This window comes from Streptomyces sp. NPDC058758, assembly GCF_042746075.1.
Classification (GTDB): Bacteria; Actinomycetota; Actinomycetes; order Streptomycetales; family Streptomycetaceae; genus Streptomyces.
Genome location: NZ_JBHYPS010000001.1, coordinates 239,677 through 264,625 on the forward strand (window position 1 = coordinate 239,677; position 24,949 = coordinate 264,625).

Genomic DNA, 24,949 nt, shown 5'->3' on the forward strand with positions numbered 1-24,949 from the left:
GGTTACAGCGCGCCCTTCGTGGAGGGGAGGATGCCGGCGGCGCGGGGGTCGCGTTCGGAGGCGTAGCGCAGGGCGCGGGCGAGCGCCTTGAACTGGCACTCCACGATGTGGTGGGCGTTGCGCCCGTACGGCACGTGGACGTGCAGCGCGATCTGCGCCTGGGCCACGAAGGACTCCAGGATGTGCCGCGTCATGGTGGTGTCGTAGGAGCCGATCATCGGCGCCATGTTCTCGGGCTCGGTGTGCACCAGGTAGGGGCGGCCGGAGAGGTCGACGGTGACCTGGGCGAGGGACTCGTCCAGCGGGACCGTGCAGTTGCCGAAGCGGTAGATGCCGACCTTGTCGCCGAGGGCCTGCTTGAAGGCGGCGCCCAGCGCGAGGGCGGTGTCCTCGATGGTGTGGTGCGAGTCGATGTGGAGGTCGCCGTCGGTCTTCACGGTCAGGTCGAACAGACCGTGGCGGCCCAGCTGGTCCAGCATGTGGTCGTAGAAGCCGACCCCGGTCGACACGTCGACCTTCCCGGTGCCGTCGAGGTCGATCTCGACGACGACGGACGTCTCCTTGGTGGTGCGCTCCACGCGGCCTACGCGGCTCATGCGTTCTGCTCCTTCTTCAGCTCACGAACCGCGTCGAGGAACGCGTCGTTCTCTTCGGGGGTGCCGGCGGTGACCCGCAGCCAGCCGGGTACGCCGTTGTCCCGGACCAGGACGCCCCGGTCGAGGATCTTCCGCCAGGCCGCGTGGGAGCCCTCGGCTCCGTCGAAGCGGCCGAACTGGACGAAGTTGGCGTCGGACTCGGTGACCTCGTAGCCGATGGCCCGCAGTTCGGCGACGAGGCGGTCGCGCTCGGCCTTGAGCTGTTCGACGTACCCGAGGAGGGTGTCGGTGTGCTCCAGGGCGGCGAGGGCGGTGGCCTGGGTGACGGCGGAGAGGTGGTACGGCAGCCGGACCAGCTGCACGGCGTCGACCACGGCCGGGTGGGCGGCGAGGTAGCCGAGGCGGAGTCCGGCGGCGCCGAAGGCCTTGGACATGGTCCGGGAGACCACCAGGTGCGGCCGGCCCTCCAGGAGGGGCAGCAGCGAGTCCCGGTGGCTGAACTCCACGTACGCCTCGTCCACCACGACCAGCGAGGGCCCGGCGGCCTGGGCGGCGTCGTACAGCCGCGCCACGACCTCGGCCTCGACGGCGGTGCCGGTGGGGTTGTTGGGCGAGGTGACGAAGACGACGTCGGGCGCGTGCTCGGCGATCGCCGCCTCGGCTGCCTCGACGTCGATGGTGAAGTCCTCGTTGCGCGGGCCGGAGATCCAGCCGGTGCCGGTGCCGCGGGCGATCAGGGCGTGCATCGAGTACGAGGGCTCGAAGCCGATCGCGGTGCGGCCCGGGCCGCCGAAGGTCTGGAGCAGCTGCTGGAGGACCTCGTTGGAGCCGTTGGCGGCCCACACGTTCCGGGTGGAGACGGGGTGCTTCCCGGTGCGGGTGAGGTAGCGGGCCAGCTCGGTGCGGAGCTCCACCGCGTCCCGGTCGGGGTAGCGGTTGAGGCCGCGGGCGGCCTCGGCGACCCGCTCCGCGATCCGGGCCACCAGGGGCTCGGGCAGCGGGTAGGGGTTCTCGTTGGTGTTCAGCTGGACGGGCACGTCGAGCTGGGGGGCGCCGTAGGGCGACTGGCCCTTCAGCTCCTCGCGGATCGGCAGGTCGTCGATGCCGATGACGTCGTGGGTGTCGCGGGGGTCGCTCACTTGCTCTCGGGCACCTTCCAGCCGAACCTGGCCTTGATCGCGGCGCCGTGGGCCGGGAGGTCCTCGGCCTCGGCGAGGGTGACCACGTGGTGGGCCACGTCGGCGAGCGCGTCGCGCGTGTAGTCCACGATGTGCACCCCGCGCAGGAAGGACTGCACGGAGAGGCCCGAGGAGTGGCAGGCGCAGCCGCCGGTGGGCAGCACGTGGTTGGAGCCGGCGCAGTAGTCGCCGAGGGAGACCGGCGCCCAGGGGCCGACGAAGATCGCGCCCGCGTTGCGGACCCGGTCGGCGCGGGCGGCGGCGTCGGCGGTCTGGATCTCCAGGTGCTCGGCGCCGTAGGCGTCGACGACCTTGAGGCCGTCCTCCAGGTCGGTGACGAGGACGATCGCGGACTGCTTGCCGGCCAGGGCCGGGGCGATCCGGTCGTCGACGTGCCGGGCGACGGCGACCTGGGCCTTCAGCTCGGCCTCGACGGCGGTGGCCAGCTCGTCCGAGTCGGTGACGAGGACGGAGGCGGCCATCGGGTCGTGCTCGGCCTGGCTGATGAGGTCGGCGGCCACGTGCACGGGGTCGGCGGTGGCGTCGGCGAGGACCGCGATCTCGGTGGGGCCCGCCTCGGCGTCGATGCCGATGCGGCCCTTGAGGAGGCGCTTGGCGGCGGCGACGTAGATGTTGCCGGGGCCGGTGACCAGGTCGACGGGGGCGCAGCCGGGCTCGTCGCCGATGGCCTGCGTGCCGTACGCGAACATGGCGATGGCCTGGGCGCCGCCGGCGGCGTACACCTCGTCGACGCCGAGGAGGGCGCAGGCGGCCAGGATCGTCGGGTGCGGCAGGCCGTCGAACTCGCGCTGCGGCGGGGAGGAGACGGCGATGCCCCGGACCCCGGCCTCCTGGGCCGGGACGACGTTCATGACGACGGAGGACGGGTAGACGGCGCGGCCGCCCGGCACGTACAGGCCGACGCGGTCGACGGGGATCCACTTCTCGGTGACCGTGCCGCCGGGCACGACCTGGGTGGTGTGGGTGGTGCGGCGCTGGTCGCGGTGGACCAGGCGGGCGCGCCGGATGGACTCCTCCAGGGCGGCGCGGACGGCCGGGTCGAGCTCCTCCAGGGCGCGGGCGATCGTCTCGGCGGGGACGCGCAGGCCCCGGAGCCGGACGCCGTCGAATTTCTCGCCGTACTCGATCACCGCGGCCGCGCCATGATGCCGGACGTCCTCGCAGATCGGCCGCACCTTCTCCAGGGCGGCTTCCACGTCGAACTCGGCACGGGGCAGCAGGTCGCGCAGGGCGGAACCCTCGGGGAGGGCCTCGCCGCGCAGATCGATTCGAGAGATCACAGGTCAATTCTCGCAGACGCCCCTCCGGCCCCGGACGTCCGTATCACTGGCTGATACGTGGCTTGCTACCCGTTGATACGCGTCCCTGTGGCGTCTCCTCGCCACTCCTGACCGTTAGCGTTCAGCCCGTCACAGTGCGGGAAGAACGACTGTACGAATCCACGACTCCCGGGAAGCGGAGTGGTGGGAGCGCATCGGGGAGAGCGAGGGGGCGGCAGTGACCGAGCCGCACGAGGACGGAATGCCGGACGGTCTCACGGGCCCGGAGAGGGCCGTGTGGCAGGCGTTCCGGATCGGCAGGACCTGCGATCTGACGGAGGGGGTGCCGGAGCGGGACGACCCGTTCGGGGAGGTGTCGTGGGGACCGGAGCGGAGCGTGCGCGCCGACGTGGTGGCGGCGCTGCTGCTCGACGGGCCGCCGGCCCGGTCGGGCCGGGTGGCCGCGCTGAAGCTGCGCGGGGTGCGGATCACGGGCGTGCTGGACCTGGCCGGCGGGACCGTGGCGCCCTACGTGGAGCTGCACGACTGCCGCTTCGACGACGAGGTGGTGCTGCCCGAGGCCCGCTTCGGCACGCTGCGGATGGTCGGCTGCGCGCTCCCCCGCCTGGAGGCGGCCCGGCTGCACACGGAGGGCGACCTGCACCTGCCGCGCTGCCGGGTGCGGCGGGGCATCCGGCTGACGGACGCGCAGATCGGGACGGACCTGCTGATCAACCAGATCCGGGTGTGGCCGGACGCGCGCGGCCGGGCGGTCACGGCGGACGGCATGGTGGTGGCGCAGGACCTCCAGGCCGAGCTGATCGAGACGCACGGCGAGGTCAGCCTGCGCGGGGCGAAGGTCGGGGTCTCGCTCAGCCTGCGGGGCAGCGTGCTGCGCGGGGACCGGGGCCGCCGCGCGCTGAACGCCCCGCAGCTGACGGTGGAGCGGACCCTGTACCTCAACGCGGCCTGGGTGTACGACGGCGGCGCCCCGTCCACGGCGACCCCGCCCTACGGCGTGGCGCCGGTGCGGGACGCCCGGCGCAAGCCGGCCGAGTTCCACGGCGGGGTGCGGCTGGACGACGGCCGGTTCGGCGACGCGGTGGACCTGCACCACGCCCGCTTCCTGCTGAGCGGGGCGCGCCGGGAGGAGCTGTCGCTGCGCCGGATCGTCACCCCGGAGCTGAGGTTCAACGGCGAGCGGCCCGAGGAGGGCCGGGTGGTGCTGAACGGCGCGAAGGTGGTGACGCTGATCGACCTGTCGACCAGCTGGCCCGGCCCGGGCGGCCTGGCGATCAGCGGCTTCGTCTACGAGAACCTGGTGCCGTACGGCCACTTCCCGCTGGCGCTGCGGCTGGCCTGGGTGGCGGCGGCGACGCCGGAGTACGCCCCGGAGCCGTACGAGCGGCTGGCGGCCGTGCTCCGCGCCAGCGGGGAGGACGAGGACGCCCGGGAGGTGCTGCTCGCCAAGCAGCGGCGCAGACGCGAGACGCTGCCGCTCGCGGGGAAGCTGTGGGGGTACGTCCAGGACTGGACGGTGGCGTACGGCTACCGGCCGGGCCGGGCGGCGCTGTGGATGGCGGTGCTGTGGGCGGCGGGCACGCTGGCCTTCTCGCGGTACGAGCCGGTGCCGATCAAGGAGGGCGAGGGCCCGGCGTGGAACGGCACGCTGTACGCCCTGGACCTGCTGCTGCCGGTGATCACGCTCGGACAGGACGGCTACTGGCGCCTGGAGGGCGGCTGGCAGTGGGCGGCGGCGGTGCTGATCCTGCTCGGCTGGATCCTGGCCACCACGGTGGCGGCCGGCGCCACCCGGCTGCTGCGGAGGGGGTGAGGCCCCGCCGCCCGGGCCCGCGGCGCGGGGCGCGTGTCGGCCCGGGGGAGACCGGGTGAGATCCGGGTGAAGGGAGCCCGGCCCCGGGGGCCCGGAGGGTCCCCCGGTGGGAAGATACGTCCTGCCATGTCCTTCTTCCGCGCCCTGGTCCGCACCGCCCGCTCGGCCCGGCACGCCCCGCGCCTCGCCGCGGGGCTGACGCCGGACGACGACGTGCTGCTCGACGCCCCGGACGGGCGGCTCGCGCCCGCCCTGGTGGCCGCCGCGCTCGGCGACCCGGAGCCCGCGGCCAAGCTGCTCGCCACCACGCGGGACGCCGGGGAGTGGGAGGACCGGGACCGCTACGTGGGCCGGCTCGCCACCTTCGCGTACAGCCGGGGCGAGTGGCTGGACCGGTGGCGGGAGGCCGCGCCGGGAGACCCCGACGCCCTGCTGGTGACCGCGCAGCTCGCGGTCCGCCGGGCCTGGGAGTCGCCGGCCCGGGCGGAGCGGCTGCGCGAGCTGGACCCGCTGCTGCGGCCGCTCACGGAGGGCGCGGGGCGCGACCCGGTGCCGTGGCGGCTGGCGCTCGACCACGCGCGCGGGGCGCACGCGGGCCACGCGGTCTTCGAGGGCCTGTGGGAGCAGGCGCTGCTCCGCTCCCCGCACCACTACGGCTCCCACGTCGCTGCGCTGAAGTACCTGTCGGCGCAGTGGTACGGCTCGCAGCGGGCGGCCTTCGACTTCGCGGAGCAGGCGGCCGACGACGCGGCGCCCGGCTCGCTGGTGCGGGCCCTGCCGGTGCGCGCCGCCTACGAGGGGCTGCGCCCGCTGCCGGGCGCGGGGCGGGACCGGCCGGCGGGACCGGCGGCGGACGGCGGGCGGATCGACCGGGCGGCGGACCGGGGCCTGGCGCTGTCGGCGGCGTTCGCCGCGGGCGACCCGTGGCCGGCCGAGGTGCGGAACCTGCTGGCGTACGTGCTGGTGGAGCGGGGGCGGTGGGAGGAGGCGCTGGCCGAGTTCGGCCGCACGGGGCCGTACGCCACCTCCTTCCCGTGGGGCGTCGGCGGGCACGATCCGCTCCGTCGGTTCCTGGCCACCCGGGACCGGACCCGGGCGGAGGTGGCGGGCCGGACCGCGCTGTGGGGGCGGGCTCGGGGAATCCCCGGACGGAGCGGTCCGCGCGGCCGTTAGGCTGGCCGCTGTGACCACCGCTCGCCTGCCCCTCTTCCCGCTCAACGCGGTGCTGTTCCCGGGCCTCGTGCTGCCTCTCAACGTCTTCGAGGAGCGGTATCGCGCCATGATGCGCGCGCTGCTCGACATCGACGACTCCGAGCCGCGGCGCTTCGCCGTGGTCGCGATCCGGGACGGGCACGAGGTCGCCCCGACCGCGCCCGGGATGCCGGACCCGACGGCGCTGCCCGAGAAGGGCCCGGCGGCGGGCTTCGGACCGGACCCGCTCCAGAGCTTCCACCCGGTGGCGTGCGTCGCGGACGCGGCGAGCATCCGGCAGCGGGGGGACGGCTCGTACGAGGTGATGGTCACCGGCACCACGCGGGTGCGGCTGCTCTCCGTGGACGCGGGCGGCCCGTTCCTGACGGCCGAGACCGAGGAGCTGCCGGAGAAGCCGGGCGACGAGGCGGAGGCGCTGGCGGAGGGCGTGCTGCGTGCCTTCCGCGCCTACCAGAAGCGGCTGGCGGGGGCGCGGGAGCGGTCGCTGACGACCACGGAGCTGCCCGACGACCCCTCGGTGGTGTCGTACCTGGTCGCCGCGGCGGCCCAGGTGGACGTGCCGACGAAGCAGCGGCTCCTGGAGGCCCCGGACACGACGGCCCGGCTGCGCGCGGAGCTGGCGCTGCTGCGCACGGAGACGGCGGTGCTGCGGCACCTGCCGTCGCTGCCGGCGGTGGAGCTGACCCAGGCGCCGACCCACCCGAACTGACGGACCGAGGGAACCGAGGAAGCCCCCCGTGGCGAAGAAGAAGCAGAAGAACGGCGGCGGCACTCCGGCGACGGTGGCCCTGGCGGCGGCCGGCACGGCGTACACCCTGCACGCCTACGAGCACGACCCGGCGACCCCGTCGTACGGCGAGGAGGCGGCGGAGGCGCTGGGCGTCACGCCCGACCGGGTGTTCAAGACGCTGGTGGCGGACGTCGACGGGGAGCTGACGGTGGCGGTGGTGCCGGTCGCCGGCCAGCTGGACCTGAAGGCGCTGGCGTCGGCGGTGGGCGGCAAGCGGGCGGCGATGGCGGACCCGGCGGCGGCGGAGCGGACGACCGGCTACGTCCGGGGCGGGATCTCGCCGCTGGGCCAGCGCAAGCGGCTGCGCACGGTGCTGGACTCCTCGGCGTCCGCGCACGCCACGATCTGCGTCTCGGCGGGCCGGCGGGGCCTGGAGGTCGAGCTCTCCCCCGCCGACCTGGCGGCGCTCACCGCGGCGGTGCTGGCCCCGATCGGCCGCGGCTGACCCCGGCGGGTCAGCCCTTTCGGAGGTCCCAGCCCGGCTCCGGGTCACGGGGGCCGAAGAGCCCGGTCAGGAGCAGGTGGACGACCATGGCGGCGAGCGGCCAGGCCAGCATCGCCGCGGCGCCCATCTGGAGCTTCAGCGGGGCGTCGAAGACGACCTCGGGGCCGACGGCCTTGGCGTGGGCGACCACGTCGGAGGTCGGCCCCAGCTTCGTCCCCAGCCACCAGGCGAGGAGCGAGCCGAGCACGCCGCCGGCCGCGAGGCCGAGGACGAGCGGCACGCCGCCCCTGCGCCGGACCAGGAAGACCACGAGTCCGGCGACCGCGCCGAAGGCGAGGGCGAGGAGGACGAAGGTGCCGTCGGCGCCGATCGCGGCCTCCCCCTCGGAGTTCCGCAGGTAGACGCCCTTGCCGTCGGAGATCAGCTGGACCGTGGGCGCCAGCCACACCCACAGCGCGCCGAGCACGGCTCCGGCGACCGCGGAGGCGGCCGTCACCACGAGGCCCTGGACGACCTCGGCCGCGGTGATCGGGTCGCCGGCCGGTCCCTGGTGCGGCGGGGGCGGCGGGGGCCACGACGGATCGTGCGGCGGCTGCTGGGAAGGCGTCAGGGGTGCGGTCACCCCGCCATCGTGCCAGGTGTGCCTGTGGCCCGCCTCAGCGGACCGCGGCCCTGCGGTACGCCCAGGTGGCGACGGCCAGCGACAGGACGCCGACGGCGCCGCAGACCCCCAGGTCGAGGACGACGGCCGCCCAGTCGGGGTGCGGGTCGAAGGCCCGGGCCAGGGCCTCGACGCCGTACGTGGAGGGCAGCAGGTCCCGCGCCCAGCCGATCGGCTGCGGCATCCGCTCGCCGGGGAGCACGCCCAGGAGCAGCGCGGCGGACATGCCGAGCTGGCCGAGGAGGGTGGCCAGCTCCTGGCGGGGGGCGAGCAGCCCGAGGGCGGCGCCGAGCCCGGCGAGGGCGGCTCCGGAGAGCGGGACGACGGCGGCGAGCAGCCACAGGTGGCCGAGCGGCAGGCCGAAGAGGACGGCGCCGGTGACGGCGGTGACGAGCGTGCCGGGGACGGTGAAGGAGGCGTACGCGCCGGCGGCGCCGAGCACCACGGCGGCGGGCGGCACCGGCAGGGTGGCGTAGTGGTCGAGGCCGCCGCCGGCCCTGAGCTGTCCGAAGTACTGGGCGAGCAGGTTGAGGGCGACGAAGGCGACGACGAGGACGGTGGAGCCGGCGACGACCGCGCGGGCCTCGGAGCCGCCGTCGACGACCCCGCGCATCAGGATCATGATCCCGACGGACTGGAAGGTGGCGACGAAGAGCAGCGGGATGCGGGCCACCCGGGCCCGGCTGAGCTGCGCCTTGTAGACGGCGGCGAGGGAGGGCAGCAGCCGGGCGGTCGGGGCGAGGGGCGCGGCCTCCTCGGCGTCCCGGACCCGGGCGGCCGGCACGCCGGCCGGCAGGGCCTCGGCGGGCAGGGTGCTCAACGCGGACAGCTCCTGGGGGTGGCGTGCGGTACGTGGGGGGTCGCGCCGGTGGTGCGGGGGGCGGGGCTCATGCCTTCACCAGTCCTTCGCGGGCGGCGCCGCCGAGGGCGAGGTAGACGTCCTCCAGGCTGGGCGTGGCGAGGGTGAAGTCGTCGAGGGCTGCGAAGGCGGCGCCTCCGGTGACCGCGGCGACGGCCGCGCGGGCGGCGTCGGGGGCGAGCCGGAGGACCCAGCGGCGGCCGGACTCCTGGGCCAGCTCGCGCAGGGCGGCGACCTCGGGCAGGCCGAGAGGGGCGGATTCGCGCCACAGCAGTTCGACGCGGACCTCGTCGGCCACGCGCTCCTTGAGGCCGGCCGGGGTGTCGCAGGCGATCACCCGGCCGCGGTCGAGGACGGCGACCCGGTCGAGGACGGTCTCGGCCTCGATGACGTTGTGGGTGACGAGGAGGACGGTGGTGCCGTGCTCGGCGCGGCGGCGGTCGACGGCGGCCCAGACGGCCCGGCGGGCGACCGGGTCCATGCCGGTGGTGGGTTCGTCGAGGACGAGGACGGGCCGGTGGCCGACGAGGGCGGTGGCGAAGCAGGCGAGCCGGCGCTGGCCGCCGGAGAGCTTCTTGAGCGGCCGTCCGGCCAGCCCGCCGAGGCCCAGCTCGTCGAGGACGGCGTCCCGCTCGGCGCGGGCGTCGGCGGCGGTGAGGCCGCGCAGCCGGCCGGTGGTCTCGGCGGCGAGGGCGACGGTCAGCTCGTCGAGGGCGGTGGACTCCTGGCCGAGGTAGGCGAGGAGCCGGGCGGCGCGTTCGGGGTGGCGGACGAGGTCGTGGCCGAGGAGCTCGACGGTCCCGGAGTCGGGGCGCATCAGGCCGGTCAGCTGGCGGACCAGGGTGGACTTGCCCGCTCCGTTGGGCCCGAGCAGCCCGAAGACCTCGCCGCCGCGCACGTCGAGGCTGATCCCGTCGGTGGCCCGCACCTCGGGGGTCGCGGGCGCGCCGCGCCTGCCGCGCGTGGCGGGGTACGTCTTGACCAGATCCCGCACCACGCACACCGTACTCACGGGGGAAGAGCTTACAGGCCGTCCATTCCGGCCCGTATACGTCCCCGCGGTACATAAACGGCCTGGTCAGAGGGTTGCGAGGACTTCCGTCGCTCCGCGTCTGTGAGACGCGTGTGAGACGGGACGGCCCCGCACCGGTGATTCGAGCACCGGCCGGGGCCTTGATCCGAACCCCTTCGCATCAAGGAGTCCAGACCCATGCAGAACCGTACCGTCCTGCGTGCGGACGAGCTGCTGCTCGGCATCGCCGACCGGCTCGACGCCAAGCACCCCACCAAGCCCGTCACGCAGCCGCTCGTCCTCGCACAGGCCCTCGTGGTCGCCGAGGAACTCCACGGCCCGACCGAGGCGGCCGAGGACGCGGAGCGCGCGATCCTCCCCCTGCTGCCGGCGGTGGCTAGGCAGACCCGCGGCGAGTACGCCGTACAGCTGCGGCTCGCCGCGAAGGGGGTGGCCCTGTGAAGCGGACCATCTCCCTTCCCACCCTCGACCACGAGACGGTCCGTCTCGCCGAGCCGGAGTGGTGCACCGGCCACGCCGACCACATCCCGTGCCACCGCGTCGACCTCGCCCACACCGGCACCGAGCACCGGCTCGCGTTCGGCGACGACGACCTCCTCGTCGCCATGCTCAGCCAGGACCCCTACGCCACGGACCCCGAGCGGCGCCGCACGGGCCTGTACGTCGAGCAGACCGGATGGGCGGCCACCCTCGACCCGGACGGCATCCGGCGCCTGGCGGCCACGCTCACCGTGCACGCCATGCACCTGCGGCAGCTCGCCGACCAGCTCGCCCGCCTCGGCGACGAGGAGGCTGGCCGGTGAAGACGCTCACCCCCTCGCGGGCCCTGGCTGTCGCGGCCGGGCTCGTCATCATCGCCCTGACCGCCGCTGCGTTCTGGCTCTCCTACGCCCACCTCGCCGAGGTCGCCCTCGGGCACGGCCTCGGGCAGGCTCCGGCCCGGGCCTGGGCGTGGCCGGCGACCCTGGACCTGTTCATCGTCGCAGGCGAGCTGCTGATGCTCCGGGCCGCGCTGCGGCAGGAGGTCGACGGCTGGGCCATCGCCCTCACCGCGGTCGGGTCGCTCGGCTCCATCGTCCTGAACGTCGCGGGGGTGACCGGCTCACGCGACCCCGCCACGGTTCCGGTCCTCGACTACGTCGTCGCCGCGGTTCCGCCCACGGCCGCGCTCCTCGCATTTGGCGCCCTGATGCGGCAGATCCACCAGGCCCTGGCTCGCGCCGAGGCCCGGCCGGAACCGGTGGCTACCGAGGCGGAACCGGCGCCTGTCGTCGTGGTTCCGGAGCCGTTCGCCGAGCCGCTGCCGCAGGTGCCCGCACTGCCCGTCCTCGGCCCGTGGGTGCCCGTGGCGGAACTCCTCGGAACCAGCACCGGAACCGGCCCCGACCTGCACGCTTCTGCGCTCCAGGCCGACAAGGAGGAGGCCGAGGAGCACCCGGAACCGAGCCCGGTTCCGCCGGTTCCGCCCGCCGGTTCCGGGGCCGAGGACATCGAGTCCGAGGACACCAGCAACACCACCTTCAACCGGCAGGTGGCCGATGCCCGGAAGTGGCTCGCGGACGATCCGGAACTGACCGGAACCGCCATCGGTCAGCGCCTCGGCAAGTCCGACACCTACGGCCGACGGATCCGCCGCGCCGCCCTCGCCAACGCCTGAACCCCCTCGGAAGGACTCTCATGATCTGGGCAACTCTCGGCGGGGTCACCATCGGCCTGGCCGTCCTCATCCGCCACCTCATCGACTGGTACCCGGGCGTCAAGGCCCTGAAGAAGGACCCGGCCAAGCACGCCGCCGGCCTCGCCCCGTTCCTCCTCGCCTGGGCGTACGGAGCGCTCGGCGTCCTCACGGTCGGCGGCCTCATCGGCGCCGCGTTTGACGCCGCCCTGTGGGCCACCAACTGGCTCGGGGACGTGGCGTTGGTGTGGGGCGTAGACGGCACTGTCGGTACCGTGTCCCGGGCCCCGGTGTACCTGCCGCTCACCCCGACCGGCGCGTGCGTCGTTCTGCTGCTGACGGTCGCCTTCTTCACGGCCCTGAAGAAGAAGGAGAGCTGGCGGACCTCCCTGAAGCGGGGCGTCTGGTCCGGGCTCGGGCTCGGCACCAGCGCCGGTATCGCCGGGTTCGCTGCCGTCCCCCTCGCGCAGGCCGCGAACTGGGCTGGGGAGACGCTGTACGGGGTCGTGCTGTGAGTCGCCGCCAGGACGAGGAAGAGGCCGCGGAGCCGTCACGGCTGGCCGGTGGCTGCGTCCTGGTGGTGCTCGGCGGCGGGGCGGTCGCGGCGGTCGTCGCCGCCGCCCCGGCCGCGGGCCTGCTCGCCCTGTGGGGTGCGGGTGCGGGGGCCCTGTGGTGGACGGTCAGCCGACCGGTGTCCGATTCGTCCGCCACTCCCCCACCGCCCCCTGAGCCCCCTCTCGGCGACGTTTACGCAGATGAGACCGAAGAAGTCGACCGAGTCGAGTGGAGCCCGGAAGGGGTTAGATGCACCATCCACCCAAAGCGGGTGACGGTGCGGGTCGACTCTTAGACCACTGACAGACCACACCCACGACCCCCGAGAACGGACGCATAGACGTTCTCGGGGGCTGTCTGCTGCCCGCAGGCGGTCGGCGCCGCCCGCGGGCAGGAGTTCAGGGACGGAGGCAGCTGCGGAAGTGAGTCCCTCGGTCGGCCATCTGCGCCTGCTCGCACTCCGCGAGCGTCAGGTGTCGCCACAGGGTGGGCCGGGCCCCGGACGCGGAGTCCGGGATCACCTCCTCAGCCTCGCCGATGATCGGCTGGCTGCAACGGTGACAGTGCTTCATCAGGCTTCTCCTTGTGGCAGGGGCAGTCACAGCGGCGGGCCTTCACGATCACGATGCCCTCGACGACGACCTCGCCGATCCGGCACCACGAGCACTCTCCGAACTGGCAGTCCGGCCGCAGTACCCGGCCGCTCATCGCGCCCTCGCGGTCTGCTCGTCGACGAACACGTACAGCGGCCGCACGCTCCGGGCTGCGGCACAGCCACGGTGGGCGAAGACGTGGGCCCCGCCATGCTCGGGCGGCTGCACCCTCACACACGCGTCAGCGCCGGGGTCCAGGCAGTAGTTACAGGCCCGTGGCCTGCGGGTTCGCGTCGCCATGGTGGGGACGGTAAGGGGCCCGGAGAATCACGGCGCCACGTGATTCTCAATGATTCTCGGAGCGTCGGCGGGGATTCCCCGTGATCCTCACGCAGCCAGGCCGGCGCGGGCGCGGGCGATGATCCGGTGAGCTGAGGCACCGTACACAGCAGCGTTCTGGAGCCGGTCCCACACGCGGCCGTACAGGGCGGTGCTGTCGGCGTCGTCGAGCCACATCTCGGCGTGCCAGTCCTCGACGATGACGAGCCGGTGGTCATACATCCAGAACCCGCCTGCGGGCGGCAGGGCGACCGGGGCGCCGAGGGGGACGATGCCGAGGCGGACAGTGTCCAGGCCGATCACGCTGGCGAGGCGGTCGAGTTGCCCGGCGAGGACGGCGGGCGGGCATACGGCGGCGTACAGGGCCGCCTCCCACATGACGATGTCGAAGACCCTGCCGGGCTCGTAGAGGAGCGCCTGACGGCGCAGGCGGGCCCGTACGGCGTCGTCCGTGTCCCGCACGGACTGGTGCAGCTCGCTGTAGCGAGTGAAGACGGCGCGGGCGTAGTCGGCGGTCTGGAGCATGCCGACGATGAGGGCGCCTTCCCACGCGCGCAGGTGGGTGGAGCGCTCGTACTCCACGGTGAGGGTGTCCTGCACCGGGCGGTGCCCGGCGGCCAGCTGGCGGCGCCAGGAGCGGGTTCGGGACTCCAGGCCCTGCACGCGGGCAGTGAGTTCGCCTGCGGCCTCGGGGTGGCCGGCGGCCTCGGCCCAGGCGCGGACGTCGGCAGCTGTGGCGGTCTGGCGGCCGGTCTCCAGCTTGGACACCTTCGACTGCGTCCAGCCGAGGCGGGCGGCGAACTCGCGGCCCGACACCGGGCCGCGGAGTTCGCGGAGCCGCGCGCCGAGGCCGGCACGGGACTGCTGGAAGTCGGTCGTCACCCTTCGGACGGTATCGCGAGGTGCCACGCGGCCTCGCGGAACTGGCAGTACCGCAGCACGTCCACGGGGTTCGTGATGAGCTCGACGCAGGTCATCTCGTCATCCTCGTCGAAGTGGAGGAGGGCGACGACGCGGGAGTCGAAGAGCCAGAAGTCCTCGGCTGGCAGGCTCAGCTCGTCCGCCTGGGCGCGGGTGAGGGTGCGGATGTCCTCGCCCACGGCGCGGTTCCGGCGGGCGTTGTCGGCGAGGTACAGCTGGCCCGGGGTGGCGGGCTCGTCGACCACACGGACGCGCTCGAACCGCTTCCCGAGCGCGGTCTGCTCGCGGCGCTCGCGGCACCACGGGTCATCGAGGTCCCACTCGACGACCTCGCCGGCGGCGAACTGGCGGTAGGTGTCCTGGCGCTCGTCCCACGCGTACCGGCGGCGCGTCTCCAGGCGCCACGCGGAGTGCTTCAGGGTGGTGAACATGCCGTCGAACTCGTCGAAGCCGATCCACTGGGGCACGTGTACGGGCTCCTTGGGGCCGAAGTTGGCGAGCAGCTCGCGCGGGACGACAACGGCGCCCTCGTCGGCCGTCAGGTTGTCCAGCTGGGCCAGCTCGGCCGGGTCGGTGACGCGGTCGCCCTGGACCACGTACGCGCCGGCCTCGGTGGTGTAGAGGGTCGGGCATCCGTTGTTACCGCTGTTCGTGCCGACCTTGCGCAGGTGCCGTGTCATGGGTCCCCCTCAAGTCGGGTGGGTGGGTCTCGGCACGGTAGCCCCTCAGTGACTCGTCGCAACAGGCCGATCACGCACCCCTGTCACGTTCCGTAATGTCACGGAGAGTCGCTATTTACCCGAACTGTTGAGTCGGGGTGATTAGCGATAGGCCCCGTGTAAAAAACCGGGCGACGAGAGCTTTTGGGTCGCCCGCTCCTGCGCTGAAGATTTGACCCACCTCCCCTCGGTCGGCGGTCTCGGGGTGTGTCTGACGGTGCGCTGCAGCCCCGTTCGGCTTGTCGTCGCACCGCGTGAGGTGACTGGTTGTGATCCTGGGCATGGGTAAGGCCCGGCCACGTGGAGTGGCCGGGCCTCGGTGGGGCGGCTGGGTCAGGCTGCGGTGCCGGTGTCCCAGGGGTGTCGGGCCGGCGGCGGCGTCGGGTTCTCGGCCTCGCGCGCGGCGCTGTTGAGGCGAGCCACGTCCAGGGCCCGGAGGCGGGCGGCGGTCTGGAGGGGTTCGAGGATGCCGCGGACGGCGGCGACCATGTCGGTGAGGTTCTGCTGGGTGAAGGTGCGGGTGGTGGCGCCGGGGGCGAAGGCGGCACGCAGGTCGCCGACCCAGCGGTGCAGCTCGCTCCGCTGCCGGCTGTAGCTGCAGTATCGGTTGCCGGGCCAGGTCCGCTCGGCAAGGCTGAGGAGGTCGCTGCCGACGCTCTCCAGGTCGCGCAGGCCGCGGGCGATCTGGCTGGGCAGGAAGCCGCCGTAGGGCGCCTTGAGGGCCAGGCTGACGACGTGCTCAGCGCGGGCGAGGGCTCCGGTGGGCAGGGCAGGGGCGGACATGGTGCTCCTCTTGGCGGGCTTGATGTAGCGGGCTTCGAGTTCCTTCATGCGCTTGTTGAGCTGCTCGCGGGTCATGGGGGTGCTCCTCTTCGTCGTGGTGGTGGTTGTGGCGCGGGTGGTGAGGGTGCCGCCCCAGGTGACGCCGCGTTCGTTCTGGTGGGCGCCGACGTGGCCGTGAGGGCGGGTGCAGGGGGCCTTCATGCGGGCGTCCCGCTCGGCGAGGTGCGGGCGGTCGAAGGTGGCGGCGCACGCTCCGCGGGGGGCGGGGGCGGGTTGGGCGTTGCGGCTGCCAGCTTCGAGGAACTCGATGCCTCCCGTGTCGCCGAACTGGCCGGGCTTGGTCCTGCGCTTGTTGGTCATGGGGGTCCTACCTTTCGTGGTGTGTGCGGGTCAGCCGAGTCCGAGGCCCGCGCTGCCGCCGTTGGTCCGCTTGAGGGTGAGGAGCACGCGTTGGAGTTCCTGACCGACGCGGATGGGGTCGATGGCGTTGTCGATGTGGATGTTGGCGTTGATGACCGTGCCTGTCGGTGTCCCGGCGCCGACGCCGGCGACCGGCTGCCCGGGCATCGGACGGATTCCGGCCATCCGCTCGGCGACCGCATCGACCGCACGGCCGACGAGCGGGAGGGAAGCACGGGTGCCACCAGACAGGCCCTGCCCGAAGTTCAGACCGATACCGTGCGCAACCCGGCTCGGGCTCCGGATCCCGAGGGCCTTCTTGATCGCCGTCTCCATGCTCTTGGCGATCGTGACCATCTGCTGCTCGATGGCCTTCTGCTGCGACTTGAGGCCGTTGACCAGGCCCTCCGCAGCAGCCACACCCGCGCCGTACAGCGCGTTCGATCCGGCCTTGCCGACCTTGTCGGCCTCCGTGTCGATCTGCGTCTGGAGCTGGTTGACCTCCTTGAAGTCGGCGGTCGACATGCCGGCCAGCGCCGAGGCGTAGGCGTAGCCCTCGTCCGGGCCCATCAGCAGGATCTGCCGCATCAGGTTCCGGTTGAGACCGCGCTTGGCCAGGGCCTCGACGTACCGCCGGAACTGGCGGAGCTTCGCGAGCTTCTGCTGGAGCCCCACCTTGATGGAGCTGGTCGTCACCTCCTTCGGCTCCAGCCCGAGCGACGACAGCGACGACGCACCCTGAGCCGCCGACCGGGCACTCGCACGCAGCTGATCCCGCGCCGCGACCCGCGTCTCCAGCAACTCCTGCGCGCTGGCCAGCTGCCGCTTCAACGAGTCCCGCTTCGTGGCCAGCCGCTGGAGCCTGTCGTTCGTCTCGCTGACCAGCCGGACCAGCGTCTTGTCCTGGTCGGTCTTCTTTCCGTCGAACGCCGCCCAGATGGAATCCGCCAGCTCCCGGGCCGCAGCCTTGATCTCCGACTTCGACCCCGTCAGCCCACGGACGAGACCGGCCTTGACGTCCTTCATCAAGTCCTGCATCTTCCGCGACGGCGACGCGATCTGCAGCTCCGCCCGGACACCAGCCTCCACACCGGCAGCCATCTGCCGGGCCGCGGCCTCCACCCCGATCGTCGACTGCAGCATGCCGGTCGACAGACCCGCCCCGACCTGCCGCCCGAGCGACAGACCCGGGTAGTCGGCCATCGAGGCGGCCATCTTCCGCGACGTCAGGTGGTCGAAGACCTGCTCGCCGCCCTTCATCCTGACGAGCTCGGGGCCCTCCTCACCGACCAGCGCCCACCCGGATTCGGCAGAGCTGGTACCGCGGGCGTACTTCGGGAAGCCGCCCGGGCCCGAGCCGGTCGGGGACACGACCCGGTCCGACGAGTACACGGTGGTCACGTAGGTGACGGCCGTCTTCCCGTCGAGGTTGTCGAGCTTCGTCCGGGCCGTGTTGAGCTGCCGCTCCAGGTTGGAGATGTCGGCCCGGACCTGCGCCTTCTTCGGGTCGGGGACGTTCTTCAGCTTCTCCTTGGCAGCGGCCAGCTTCGCTTCGAGGTCGCTGATGTTCCCCTTCAGGTGGGCCGTCTTGTTCGGCGCCCGCAGGATCTCGTCGGCGAGCCGGCGGGCAGCTTCCTCGTTGCCGTTCATCTGGGTGGCCAGAGCGATCAGCTGCCCGCGGCCACGGTCGTAGACGGCCATCGCTTCCGACCAGGAGCCGGTCTCCTGGTACTTGGCTTCGACGGCCTTCATGGTGGTGCTGGCCAGGTCGTCGAGCGACTGGGCGTTGTCGCGCCCCTTGGCGGTGTCCTCGTCGAGGGTCCGGCCGTTCTTCTTCAGTGCCTCGGTTGCCGCGTCGATCGCGGCCTCCATGCCGCGGACCCCGCCACGCGCCATGAGGTGCGTCTCATTGAGGGCATGGAGGGACTGGCGCAGGCCGTCAGCGGCGAGCTTCTGGCCTTCGAGCTTCTTCTGCGTCTCCTGCGCCTGGGCGCCGAAGATGCCCATGCTCTCGGCGGTCAGCTCCTGCTCGAAGCGGACGTTGGCGAGGGCGCCGTCGTAGTCGTCGAGCGCGGATCGGAGTTTGTCGGCCTTCTCCGGCTCCATGCTGTCGAGCATCCGCTGGAGTGCGGCGGCGGCCAGGTCGGCCTTTCCGCCTGCCACCATCTGCGCGAGGGCCTTGTCGGCGGCGTCGGCCTGGGCGTTGAACTTCTCCGTGGCCACACCTGCGTCGAACAGGCTGCTGGACAGGCCGTGCAGCCAGTTGTCGAAGCCTTCCATGACGCTCGGGTTGAGCACTTCGCCGATCGTCTTGCCCAGCTCGCTGAAGTCCTGCCCGAACTCCGCGAGGGCGGTGCCGGTGAGTTCTCCGGTCTGCCCGAGTTCGGCGAGGGCGGTCGTCATCTTGTCGACGTCGATCGGCGCTTCCTCGCCAGCCGCCGCGATCTCACCGATCACCAGCGCCAGGACACCGATGCCGGTCCCGACGAGCGCGAGCTTCGCCGTCCGCGACAGGGTCATGATGGCGGCGCCGGTGGCGGCGAGCGGCCCGGGGGCGGCGGCTGCGGCGGTCCGCATGGCGACGAGGGACGTACCGAGGGCGGCGATGGCTGCGCGGATGGCGGCCGCGCCGGCGGCGGCGAGGGTGACGGCCCGGATCGCGATGGCCAGCTGCAGCAGCGAGGTGAGGAGTTCGGGGGGTACCGCGGCGACGAGCTGCGCGAGCGCCTGCACCACCGACAGCATCCCGACGCCGACCTCGGCGCCCGCGTCGAGGAGGTGCAGCAGCGCGCGGCCAACATCCTGCAGCGTCGCGGAGACGGCAGGACCCTGCTCGCGAGCCCACGCCATGAACTCGGTGAGTCCACCGGACATCTCACCGGTCTCAGCCGTACGCAACAGCTTCACCAGGCCATCAGTCGCCCGGGTCAGAGCACCCGTCGACCACCGGTCGACCTTGGCCATGAACCCATCGAAGCCGGGCGAGGCGACCCCGCCGGCCGCCAGGGTCATCAGCCGGTCCAGCTGCTCGGCCGTACCCCGCACGGTCGGCGTCAGCTTCGGGAAGATGCCCTGGAGGACGCCCATGCCCTTGATCAGCGGCGCCGTGGTGTCCTTCGCGAGGGAGTCCGACCAGTCGGCATAGGAGTCCTTGAACACGCTGAGCGCCGCGGCAGCCTCGCGCGTCGCCGGGGGCAGCTGGGCCATCTGCCGGGCGTAGGCCAGCTGTGCCTTGACTGCCTCGGCGGAGTTCTTGCCCGAGGTCTCGACGGCGTCGTTGTACTTCTTCTCCGCCTCCGCAGCGGAGGACATCGCCGCGACCTGCCGGCCGGCGGCGAGCCCAAGCGCGGCGATGCCGACCCCGGCGGCGGCCGTGGAGGCGGCGAGAGGGGCCAGCGCGGCCGCTGCGGGGAGGGCGGCGGGGGCGAGGGTGACGAGTGCCTTCTTGAGGGCGTCGCCGGCCCTGCCGGCGGACTCTGCGGCGTCCGCCCAGGTGGTCATCGACCGGGACGACTCCTCGGCCTGGGTGCCCAGCAGAGCAGCCGCGTCTGCTGCGGAGACGAAGCGCCCCTCCAGGTCACGAAGCTGACCGTCGGCGTCCTGGGTCAGGGTAAGGATCGCCTGCCCGGACCCGTCGGCCGCGTCCGTCATCGTGGCCCGCAGACGCTCCGCCGACTCCCCGGCGTGACCGAGGACGCGGCTCAGATCGTCGCGGCCTTCGAGGGTGAAGGTCAGCCGCTCAGCCATCGATACCGCCTCCGTCCAACACGACGGCGTAGCCGGCGGTGTGACGCCGCCACGTGACTGCTCGTTCCTCGCCGTGCGCTGCGGCGACATCGCAGACAAGGGCACTTGTCATGGCGGCGAAGACCATGACCAGTTCTTCCGGCGGGCGGGCGGCGAGTTCGGCGGCCAGGGCGTTAACGATCGGCGCTTCGGTCTGGTCGTCGGCGACGTTGAAAGCGGCGGTCAGGTAGGCGGTGGCGGTCCGGAAGGTGTCCGGCAGAGTTGCCAGTTCGTGGGTGTCCATCGGTTCTCCTGAGGTGTTCAGCGACCGGGGTAGGTCTTGCGGTTGGCGAGGTGCCGGAGCTTCTGGGCGTGGCGGCGGGGGATGCCGTGGCGGCGGGCGGCGGCGAACTCGGCGCGGCGCTTCCGCTCGTTCTCGGCCCGCCAGCGGGCGGCCGCGATGCGGGCCTGCACGGCCTGCTCGACGGCCGACGTGGATGTGTTCATGGGGGTTCCTTCGGGTGTCAGCAGCCGGGGTGTGTGGTCTCGCCGGTAGCGGCGTGCACGGGGTCGAGGGGGGTCTGGCAGACGGTGCACGCCTCGGATTCGGGGGTCACGGTCTGTGACGGGGCGGGGGGCGGGAGCCCATCCGCGCCACCATTGGCGCCATTGGCGCCAGGGCTTGAGGATTGGCGCGAATGGCGCGACTGTGGCGCGGATGCGGAATCGGCTTCACTCTCCGTGTCGGCGGTGAGTTCCTCGATTCGCCAGATGGCGCCCTTCCCGAACCCTGCTCGGGCAGAGACGACACCGGCCTTGGTCCGTGCCCGCTGCAGGGTCCGCTCAGAGAAGCCGTCCGCGACGCCGGCCTTCTTCACGTCGTTCCACGGCGCTTCGCCGCCCTGGTCCATGAGGTAGCCGCGCAGCCAGTCGGCGGCTTCGTCCCGTTCGCCGCGGTCGGGGTCGCTGCCTTGCGCGAGGATGTCCTGCACGCTGCGGGTGGACTGGCCGAGGAAGACGAACCGGCCGACGTGGGCCGGGCCCTTCTTCGTGGGGACCTCGGCGGACTCGATGTTGTAGGCGAGCGACGGGAGGTCGGACCGGCCCAGGCTGTTCTTCGCCTGGGTCATGACGCGGCATTCGTTGTCGTCGTCGCGGGCGAATCCGAACACCGCTCGGGGCACGTTCTTGAAGGCGCCGGATCCGGTGATGAGCGAGGCGGGGTCGGTGCCCGCGCCCTTGCCGAAGTGGGCGATGCCGAGGAGGACGGCGCCGGTTCGGTCGGCCATGCGGGCGAGGGGGTCGAGCGCGGTCCGCACGTCGCGTTCGCGGTGGGTGTCGATGCCCTTGCCGATGCACGACATGAGCGGGTCGAGGACGACCAGCGCCACGCCGTGCTCCTTGATGGCGGCCTCCATGAGGGAGTTGTCCTGCGGGAGGCTGAGGGTCGTCTCGCCGTACTCGGCCTCGACGGCCTCAACCCGGTAGACGAGGTCAAGGTCGGCGCCGGCGCCGATGAGGCGGGGGACGATCGTCTGCTTCCACGAGTCCTCGACGGCCACGTAGAAGACGGCCCGGGGCTTCCCGTAGAACGCGCCGGGCAGGGTGCCGCGGGTTACGTGTGCAGCCATCCACTTGCCGAACGACGACTTGCCCGTGCCCTCGCGACCGGCAGCAACGGATAGGGCACCTGCGGGTACTCGGCCCTCGCTGTCGTCGAGCCACGCCCACACGACGGGCTCGGGCTCGATGTCCGATGCGCGGGTGAGGCGGAGCGAGCGGCGAGGCGCCGCGGGGGTGTCGAGGTCGCCCCAGTCGACGCCGTCAGTACCTGTGTCGGGGAGGCCCGAGAGCCCCGCCGCCAGGATGCTGGCGGGCGGCAGGGTCTCGGGGTTGTACGAGGTGGTCACGCGGTGGCCTCCTGGCCGAAGACGAGATAGCGGCCGGGCTGGCCGGGGATGCGGATGGGCGGCCATCCCCGGGTGGCGCGGAGCTCGTGCGGGGTGCGGTTGCTAGCCCGGTCGGCGGCGGCCCGGCGCTCGGCGGCGGTCTGCCGGGCCGCGAGTGCGCGGCCGAGGGTGGCGGCGTGCGCGTTGGCGTCGGCCGTGACCTCCCGCCACCACTCCTCGGGGTCGTTGTCCATGAGCCAGTCGAGACGCAGCCGCTCGGCCTCCGCGCGGCGGTGCAGCTCGGCGGCCTCCAAGGTGGCCGCGTAGCAGCGCGGGTCCTTGGGGTTGAGCTGCAGCCACTCGGCGCTGCCGTAGGCCGGCCACGTGTCAACACCGAGGGCGGCCACCTGCGTCTCCGCGCGGAGTGCCGTGATGTCGCCGGGGGTGATGCCCTCGGGTACGGCTCGCAGGGGGCGCCCCCGCCCGGCGTCGACCAGGCGGAGGCGGTCCTGCGGGCGGGTGGTCACTCGGCTGCCTCGGCGGCGAGGTAGGCGCGCATCGCCCGCAGCCGCGGGATGAACTCCTCCAGGTCGCTGATGAGCTTGTCCGTCCCGGCGACGTCCAGGTCGACGGCGCCGCCGGCGTGGTTCCAGACCGCCACCACGCTGGGCGAGGACTCGGGGGTGTAGATCTCGGCGCCGAGCAGCAGCTCGTCGGTGCCGGGAACGGTGACCTTGAGCAGCGTCCGGTCGGGGTCGATCGGCTCGCTCTCCTCGGCGATGACCCGCTTGAGCAGCTTCTCGGCGGCGGTGAGGACGGCCGTCACGTTGCCGTGCTTGTCGATCTGGTCGAGCAGGATGGTGAAGATCTCGCGCCCGGGACCGTTCTCGGCGACGAGCTGGCGAAGCTTGCCGATCTTCTCGTCATCGGTGAGCCCGGCCGGGGCAGGGCGGACCGTCGGGGTGGCGGTCACCTGGGGGAGGGTCGTACGCTTCGACATTGAAGCTCCTTTCAGCGGCGGCGCAACGGGTGTGCAAGACCCGCGCCGCCGTTCGGCTGTTCACGAACGGTTGGTGCTTCGGGCCCCTGGCTACAGGCGTTGGCGCGCCTGCTGGGGGCCGTTTTCATACGGCTTCGAGAAGCGCGACGAGCGAGGCGTTGACGACCACCACTCGGCTGCCGAACGACAGGGTCCGGATCGGGCAGTCGCCGCGCTTGATCTGTGCGTACAGGTGGCTGCGGGAGCATCCGAGGGCCGCGGCCGCCTTGGCGACCGACACGGTGGCCGGCCACTGGCGAATCTCGTCGAGGGTGACGCTCACGCGGCACTCCCGGCGGGGATCGTCTGCGCCTGCAGCCATTCCTCGATCGCCGAGGGGCGGTACAGCACCCGGCCGGAACGCGCCGGCGAGGTCTTGATGTAGGCCGGTCCGATGCCGGACCAACGCCAGTTGGCGAGCGTCTGCTGGGCGATGCCGTACCGCGCCTCGACCTGCGCGGGGGGCAGCAGTTTCTCGTTCATGCCCTGCCCTTCTACTGGGAGCATGCGTTGCACGTTAGCACCATATGATGCTAGAAAGGTGCCATGACGGAGATGGTAATGGAAAACAGCTGCACCGCAAGGGACCCAGTGGTGCTTACGCTGATTCCCATGACGGAGCAGCAGCGCGGACGCCGCGCCATCGAGATCGGTCCCACCGGGCAGGCCGTTGCCGGAAACCTGGCGCGGCTCCGCGAGCGGCGAGGGCTGACGACACGGCAGCTGTCGGCCTTGCTCGAACGGGCTGGCCGCCCCATTCCCGCCTCTGGCATCACACGGATGGAGAAGGGGGAGCGGGTCGCCAATGTGGACGACGTTGCAGCTCTGGCCGCAGTGCTCGGCGTGTCGCCCTCAGCCCTGATGCTTCCGCTGGGCGACGCCCCCGACGAGCTCATCGAGGTGACGGGCGGCGGGACAGTCCCAGCAAACGTGGCCTGGGATTGGATGGACGGGCGGCGGCCCCTGCAGTGGCCGGAGGGCGACACGAGCACGGCGGACTTGGAGTATCGCCTGTACAGCCGCCCTCCCGGTCGACGCGAGGTCTTCGGCGTTGTACTGCGGCCGCGAGGAGTCCGCGGCGAGGAGCAGATCGCCAAGATTCGCGAGGCGTACCAGGCCCTTGCGGCCACAGGTCTCGACATCGACGAGCTGCAGCGGCTCGACCCGGAGGCGTTCAAGCAGCAGATGGGAGAGAGCGGAGGAAGCAGTGGCTGATCCGACGATCAAGAAGATCACGCTTGCCAGCGGGAAGACTCGGTACCGGTTCGTCGTCGACATCGGCCGGGACGAGAACGGCCGGCGCAAGCAGCTGACTGTCACGAAGGACACGAAGAAGGCGGCCGAGGCCGAGCTCGCGCGGATCACACACGAGCGGAACAACGGTTCCTTCGTCGCCCCCACCGACCTCACAGTGTCGCAGTGGGTCCGGCTGTGGCTTGAGCGCAAGGCGCGTGACATCGAGGAGACGAGCCTGCGCGCGTACGAGGGCGCCCTCGTCCATGTCCATGAGCGGATCGGGCACATTCGCCTCCAGGCCCTCACCGAGGACGACGTCGAGGACCTGGCGCAGTGGCTCGTCACCGGCGCCCGTAGGCGCGGCGGGAAGCCCGGGACGGGCCTGCGGGTGAGCACCGCCGAGGGTGTCCTGTCGAAGCTGCGCGAGTGTCTCGGGCGGGCGGTCGTGCGGCGCATGATCGCGGTCAACCCCGCCGAGTACGTCAAGATCCCGCTGCAGGCGAAGAAGCAGGATCGGAAGGATCACCGGCGTGAGCGTCCGTGGACGCCGGCCGAGGTCCGGTCGTTCATCCGGGTCATCGAGGATGACCGGCTGCACGCCCCGTACCTGCTCTCCCTTATGGGGCTGCGGCCCGCTGAGGTTGTTGGCCTGCGCTGGTCGGACGTCGACCTCACGGTCGGCACTCTGGAGACGGCGAACACGCGGACCATGCTCGGGAACCGGTGGGTCCTGGAGAAGGACACCAAGACCGAGGCCGGCGAGCGGAAGCTGCCGCTGCCGAGCAAGGCTGCCGAGGCGCTGCGGAAGTTCAAGGCGCGGCAGGCGGCCGAGCGGCTGGCCGCGGGCGAGGGGTACACGGAGACGCCGTACGTCGTCGTGAACGAGCTCGGCCTGCCGCTGAACATCCGGCAGCTGCGAGAGCGCGCGTACAGCCTCATGCACCGGCACAAGCTGCGGCGCGTGCGCCTGTACGACGCCCGGCACTCCTGCCTGACCTACCTGGCGAACAACGGCGTCCCAGACCACATCCTGGCCACCTGGGCGGGACACACCTCGGCAAGCTTCACCAAGCGCCGGTACGTCCACCCGGACGTCGAAGACCTGCGGCCGGCGGCCACCGCGTGGGACGTGTTCCACAGCGATGACCGACCGACCGTCAGTGAGAATCTGTGAGAGATAACCACCC

General features: G+C 72.6%; 28 protein-coding genes. 10 read left to right on the forward strand and 18 right to left on the reverse strand.

What is annotated here, in order from left to right; translation table 11 throughout:
- Positions 1–2 precede the first annotated feature (2 nt).
- From hisB to hisD, 3 genes are read right to left on the reverse strand one after another with little or no spacing between them, the layout of a single operon-like run.
- The gene (hisB, locus tag ACFW6A_RS01095) at positions 3–596 is read right to left on the reverse strand and encodes an imidazoleglycerol-phosphate dehydratase HisB (RefSeq protein ID WP_030492957.1); all 594 of its coding nucleotides are present in this window, start codon (positions 594–596) and stop codon (positions 3–5) included.
- On the reverse strand, positions 593–1,735 hold the full coding sequence (locus ACFW6A_RS01100; RefSeq protein WP_386638057.1) for a histidinol-phosphate transaminase: 1,143 nt from the start codon (positions 1,733–1,735) through the stop codon (positions 593–595). Before ACFW6A_RS01100 ends, hisB begins: the two co-directional genes overlap by 4 nt.
- Positions 1,732–3,075 carry a histidinol dehydrogenase gene (hisD, locus tag ACFW6A_RS01105; protein WP_351841085.1) on the reverse strand — a complete coding sequence of 448 codons (1,344 nt, stop codon included), beginning with the start codon at positions 3,073–3,075 and terminating at the stop codon, positions 1,732–1,734. The genes ACFW6A_RS01100 and hisD overlap by 4 nt, the downstream gene beginning before the upstream one ends.
- Before the next feature lie 217 nt (positions 3,076–3,292).
- Between hisD and ACFW6A_RS01110 the strand changes: the two genes are divergently transcribed.
- From ACFW6A_RS01110 to ybaK, 4 genes are all read left to right on the forward strand, one after another.
- Positions 3,293–4,888 carry an oxidoreductase gene (locus ACFW6A_RS01110; protein ID WP_386638060.1) on the forward strand — a complete coding sequence of 532 codons (1,596 nt, stop codon included), beginning with the start codon at positions 3,293–3,295 and terminating at the stop codon, positions 4,886–4,888.
- 126 nt (positions 4,889–5,014) lie between these two features.
- Positions 5,015–6,061 (forward strand): hypothetical protein, encoded by a 1,047-nt coding sequence (locus ACFW6A_RS01115; protein WP_386638063.1) that lies wholly within the window; start codon positions 5,015–5,017, stop codon positions 6,059–6,061.
- A gap of 10 nt (positions 6,062–6,071) precedes the next feature.
- Positions 6,072–6,809 (forward strand): LON peptidase substrate-binding domain-containing protein, encoded by a 738-nt coding sequence (locus ACFW6A_RS01120; protein WP_351841079.1) that lies wholly within the window; start codon positions 6,072–6,074, stop codon positions 6,807–6,809.
- A gap of 28 nt (positions 6,810–6,837) precedes the next feature.
- Positions 6,838–7,335: a Cys-tRNA(Pro) deacylase gene (gene ybaK, locus ACFW6A_RS01125; protein WP_351841077.1), complete on the forward strand. Its 498-nt coding sequence runs from the start codon at positions 6,838–6,840 to the stop codon at positions 7,333–7,335.
- A gap of 10 nt (positions 7,336–7,345) precedes the next feature.
- On the opposite strand, the gene ACFW6A_RS01130 is transcribed toward ybaK, so the two are convergent.
- From ACFW6A_RS01130 to ACFW6A_RS01140, 3 genes are all read right to left on the reverse strand, one after another.
- Positions 7,346–7,957, reverse strand: a complete 612-nt coding sequence (locus ACFW6A_RS01130) for a DUF2567 domain-containing protein (protein WP_351841075.1) — start codon at positions 7,955–7,957, stop codon at positions 7,346–7,348.
- A 34-nt stretch (positions 7,958–7,991) separates the two neighbouring features.
- Positions 7,992–8,816, reverse strand: coding sequence for an ABC transporter permease (locus ACFW6A_RS01135; protein ID WP_386483666.1), 825 nt, complete (start codon positions 8,814–8,816; stop codon positions 7,992–7,994).
- Between the two features lie 67 nt (positions 8,817–8,883).
- Complete coding sequence (locus ACFW6A_RS01140) at positions 8,884–9,867, reverse strand: ABC transporter ATP-binding protein (RefSeq protein ID WP_351841073.1); 984 nt, start codon at positions 9,865–9,867, stop codon at positions 8,884–8,886.
- Between the two features lie 198 nt (positions 9,868–10,065).
- Here ACFW6A_RS01140 and ACFW6A_RS01145 point away from each other — a divergent pair, with 198 nt between their 5' ends.
- The 4 genes from ACFW6A_RS01145 to ACFW6A_RS01160 are packed head-to-tail and all read left to right on the forward strand — an operon-like array spanning position 10,066 to position 12,078.
- Positions 10,066–10,329 (forward strand): hypothetical protein, encoded by a 264-nt coding sequence (locus tag ACFW6A_RS01145; RefSeq protein ID WP_386638066.1) that lies wholly within the window; start codon positions 10,066–10,068, stop codon positions 10,327–10,329.
- Positions 10,326–10,691 carry a DUF6907 domain-containing protein gene (locus ACFW6A_RS01150; RefSeq protein WP_386638069.1) on the forward strand — a complete coding sequence of 122 codons (366 nt, stop codon included), beginning with the start codon at positions 10,326–10,328 and terminating at the stop codon, positions 10,689–10,691. Before ACFW6A_RS01145 ends, ACFW6A_RS01150 begins: the two co-directional genes overlap by 4 nt.
- Positions 10,688–11,545 carry a DUF2637 domain-containing protein gene (locus ACFW6A_RS01155; protein WP_386638072.1) on the forward strand — a complete coding sequence of 286 codons (858 nt, stop codon included), beginning with the start codon at positions 10,688–10,690 and terminating at the stop codon, positions 11,543–11,545. The genes ACFW6A_RS01150 and ACFW6A_RS01155 overlap by 4 nt, the downstream gene beginning before the upstream one ends.
- 20 nt (positions 11,546–11,565) lie before the next feature.
- Positions 11,566–12,078: a hypothetical protein gene (locus ACFW6A_RS01160; RefSeq protein WP_386638075.1), complete on the forward strand. Its 513-nt coding sequence runs from the start codon at positions 11,566–11,568 to the stop codon at positions 12,076–12,078.
- A 438-nt stretch (positions 12,079–12,516) separates the two neighbouring features.
- Here the strand turns inward: ACFW6A_RS01160 and ACFW6A_RS01165 are convergent, their stop codons facing one another.
- From ACFW6A_RS01165 to ACFW6A_RS01220, 12 genes are all read right to left on the reverse strand, one after another.
- Positions 12,517–12,690 carry a hypothetical protein gene (locus tag ACFW6A_RS01165; protein WP_386638079.1) on the reverse strand — a complete coding sequence of 58 codons (174 nt, stop codon included), beginning with the start codon at positions 12,688–12,690 and terminating at the stop codon, positions 12,517–12,519.
- Between the two features lie 408 nt (positions 12,691–13,098).
- Positions 13,099–13,932, reverse strand: coding sequence for a helix-turn-helix domain-containing protein (locus ACFW6A_RS01170; protein WP_386638082.1), 834 nt, complete (start codon positions 13,930–13,932; stop codon positions 13,099–13,101).
- Positions 13,929–14,651 carry a DUF6879 family protein gene (locus tag ACFW6A_RS01175; RefSeq protein WP_386638085.1) on the reverse strand — a complete coding sequence of 241 codons (723 nt, stop codon included), beginning with the start codon at positions 14,649–14,651 and terminating at the stop codon, positions 13,929–13,931. Before ACFW6A_RS01175 ends, ACFW6A_RS01170 begins: the two co-directional genes overlap by 4 nt.
- A gap of 372 nt (positions 14,652–15,023) precedes the next feature.
- Complete coding sequence (locus ACFW6A_RS01180; protein ID WP_386638088.1) at positions 15,024–15,833, reverse strand: hypothetical protein; 810 nt, start codon at positions 15,831–15,833, stop codon at positions 15,024–15,026.
- Between the two features lie 30 nt (positions 15,834–15,863).
- Positions 15,864–19,619: a hypothetical protein gene (locus tag ACFW6A_RS01185; protein ID WP_386638091.1), complete on the reverse strand. Its 3,756-nt coding sequence runs from the start codon at positions 19,617–19,619 to the stop codon at positions 15,864–15,866.
- Entirely contained in the window at positions 19,612–19,902 is a 291-nt protein-coding gene (locus tag ACFW6A_RS01190) for a hypothetical protein (protein ID WP_386638094.1), read from the reverse strand. Before ACFW6A_RS01190 ends, ACFW6A_RS01185 begins: the two co-directional genes overlap by 8 nt.
- 17 nt (positions 19,903–19,919) lie before the next feature.
- Positions 19,920–20,105 (reverse strand): hypothetical protein, encoded by a 186-nt coding sequence (locus ACFW6A_RS01195; protein ID WP_386638098.1) that lies wholly within the window; start codon positions 20,103–20,105, stop codon positions 19,920–19,922.
- 17 nt (positions 20,106–20,122) lie between these two features.
- A complete protein-coding gene (locus ACFW6A_RS01200) occupies positions 20,123–21,508 on the reverse strand; it encodes an AAA family ATPase (protein ID WP_386638101.1) in 1,386 nt (461 codons plus the stop codon).
- Positions 21,505–22,014 carry a hypothetical protein gene (locus tag ACFW6A_RS01205; RefSeq protein WP_386638104.1) on the reverse strand — a complete coding sequence of 170 codons (510 nt, stop codon included), beginning with the start codon at positions 22,012–22,014 and terminating at the stop codon, positions 21,505–21,507. The genes ACFW6A_RS01200 and ACFW6A_RS01205 overlap by 4 nt, the downstream gene beginning before the upstream one ends.
- The gene (locus ACFW6A_RS01210) at positions 22,011–22,487 is read right to left on the reverse strand and encodes a hypothetical protein (RefSeq protein ID WP_386638106.1); all 477 of its coding nucleotides are present in this window, start codon (positions 22,485–22,487) and stop codon (positions 22,011–22,013) included. The genes ACFW6A_RS01205 and ACFW6A_RS01210 overlap by 4 nt, the downstream gene beginning before the upstream one ends.
- A gap of 124 nt (positions 22,488–22,611) precedes the next feature.
- On the reverse strand, positions 22,612–22,809 hold the full coding sequence (locus tag ACFW6A_RS01215; protein ID WP_386638109.1) for a helix-turn-helix transcriptional regulator: 198 nt from the start codon (positions 22,807–22,809) through the stop codon (positions 22,612–22,614).
- Complete coding sequence (locus ACFW6A_RS01220) at positions 22,806–23,033, reverse strand: helix-turn-helix transcriptional regulator (protein ID WP_386638112.1); 228 nt, start codon at positions 23,031–23,033, stop codon at positions 22,806–22,808. The genes ACFW6A_RS01215 and ACFW6A_RS01220 overlap by 4 nt, the downstream gene beginning before the upstream one ends.
- A gap of 39 nt (positions 23,034–23,072) precedes the next feature.
- Here ACFW6A_RS01220 and ACFW6A_RS01225 point away from each other — a divergent pair, with 39 nt between their 5' ends.
- Both ACFW6A_RS01225 and xerC read left to right on the forward strand, forming a co-directional pair.
- Positions 23,073–23,741, forward strand: coding sequence for a helix-turn-helix domain-containing protein (locus ACFW6A_RS01225; protein WP_386638115.1), 669 nt, complete (start codon positions 23,073–23,075; stop codon positions 23,739–23,741).
- A complete protein-coding gene (gene xerC / locus ACFW6A_RS01230) occupies positions 23,734–24,936 on the forward strand; it encodes a tyrosine recombinase XerC (RefSeq protein WP_386638118.1) in 1,203 nt (400 codons plus the stop codon). The genes ACFW6A_RS01225 and xerC overlap by 8 nt, the downstream gene beginning before the upstream one ends.
- Positions 24,937–24,949 lie beyond the last annotated feature (13 nt).

Excerpts from the sequence above, each read along its gene's own strand:
- hisB (WP_030492957.1), bottom strand. The coding sequence starts at position 596 with ATGAGCCGCGTAGGCCGCGTGGAGCGCACCACCAAGGAGACGTCCGTC.
- ACFW6A_RS01115 (WP_386638063.1), top strand. The coding sequence starts at position 5,015 with ATGTCCTTCTTCCGCGCCCTGGTCCGCACCGCCCGCTCGGCCCGGCAC.
- ACFW6A_RS01145 (WP_386638066.1), top strand. The coding sequence starts at position 10,066 with ATGCAGAACCGTACCGTCCTGCGTGCGGACGAGCTGCTGCTCGGCATC.
- ACFW6A_RS01160 (WP_386638075.1), top strand. The coding sequence starts at position 11,566 with ATGATCTGGGCAACTCTCGGCGGGGTCACCATCGGCCTGGCCGTCCTC.
- ACFW6A_RS01165 (WP_386638079.1), bottom strand. The coding sequence starts at position 12,690 with ATGAAGCACTGTCACCGTTGCAGCCAGCCGATCATCGGCGAGGCTGAG.
- ACFW6A_RS01175 (WP_386638085.1), bottom strand. The coding sequence starts at position 14,651 with ATGACACGGCACCTGCGCAAGGTCGGCACGAACAGCGGTAACAACGGA.
- ACFW6A_RS01180 (WP_386638088.1), bottom strand. The coding sequence starts at position 15,833 with ATGACCAACAAGCGCAGGACCAAGCCCGGCCAGTTCGGCGACACGGGA.
- ACFW6A_RS01185 (WP_386638091.1), bottom strand. The coding sequence starts at position 19,619 with ATGGCTGAGCGGCTGACCTTCACCCTCGAAGGCCGCGACGATCTGAGC.
- ACFW6A_RS01190 (WP_386638094.1), bottom strand. The coding sequence starts at position 19,902 with ATGGACACCCACGAACTGGCAACTCTGCCGGACACCTTCCGGACCGCC.
- ACFW6A_RS01195 (WP_386638098.1), bottom strand. The coding sequence starts at position 20,105 with ATGAACACATCCACGTCGGCCGTCGAGCAGGCCGTGCAGGCCCGCATC.
- ACFW6A_RS01210 (WP_386638106.1), bottom strand. The coding sequence starts at position 22,487 with ATGTCGAAGCGTACGACCCTCCCCCAGGTGACCGCCACCCCGACGGTC.
- ACFW6A_RS01220 (WP_386638112.1), bottom strand. The coding sequence starts at position 23,033 with ATGCTCCCAGTAGAAGGGCAGGGCATGAACGAGAAACTGCTGCCCCCC.
- ACFW6A_RS01225 (WP_386638115.1), top strand. The coding sequence starts at position 23,073 with ATGACGGAGATGGTAATGGAAAACAGCTGCACCGCAAGGGACCCAGTG.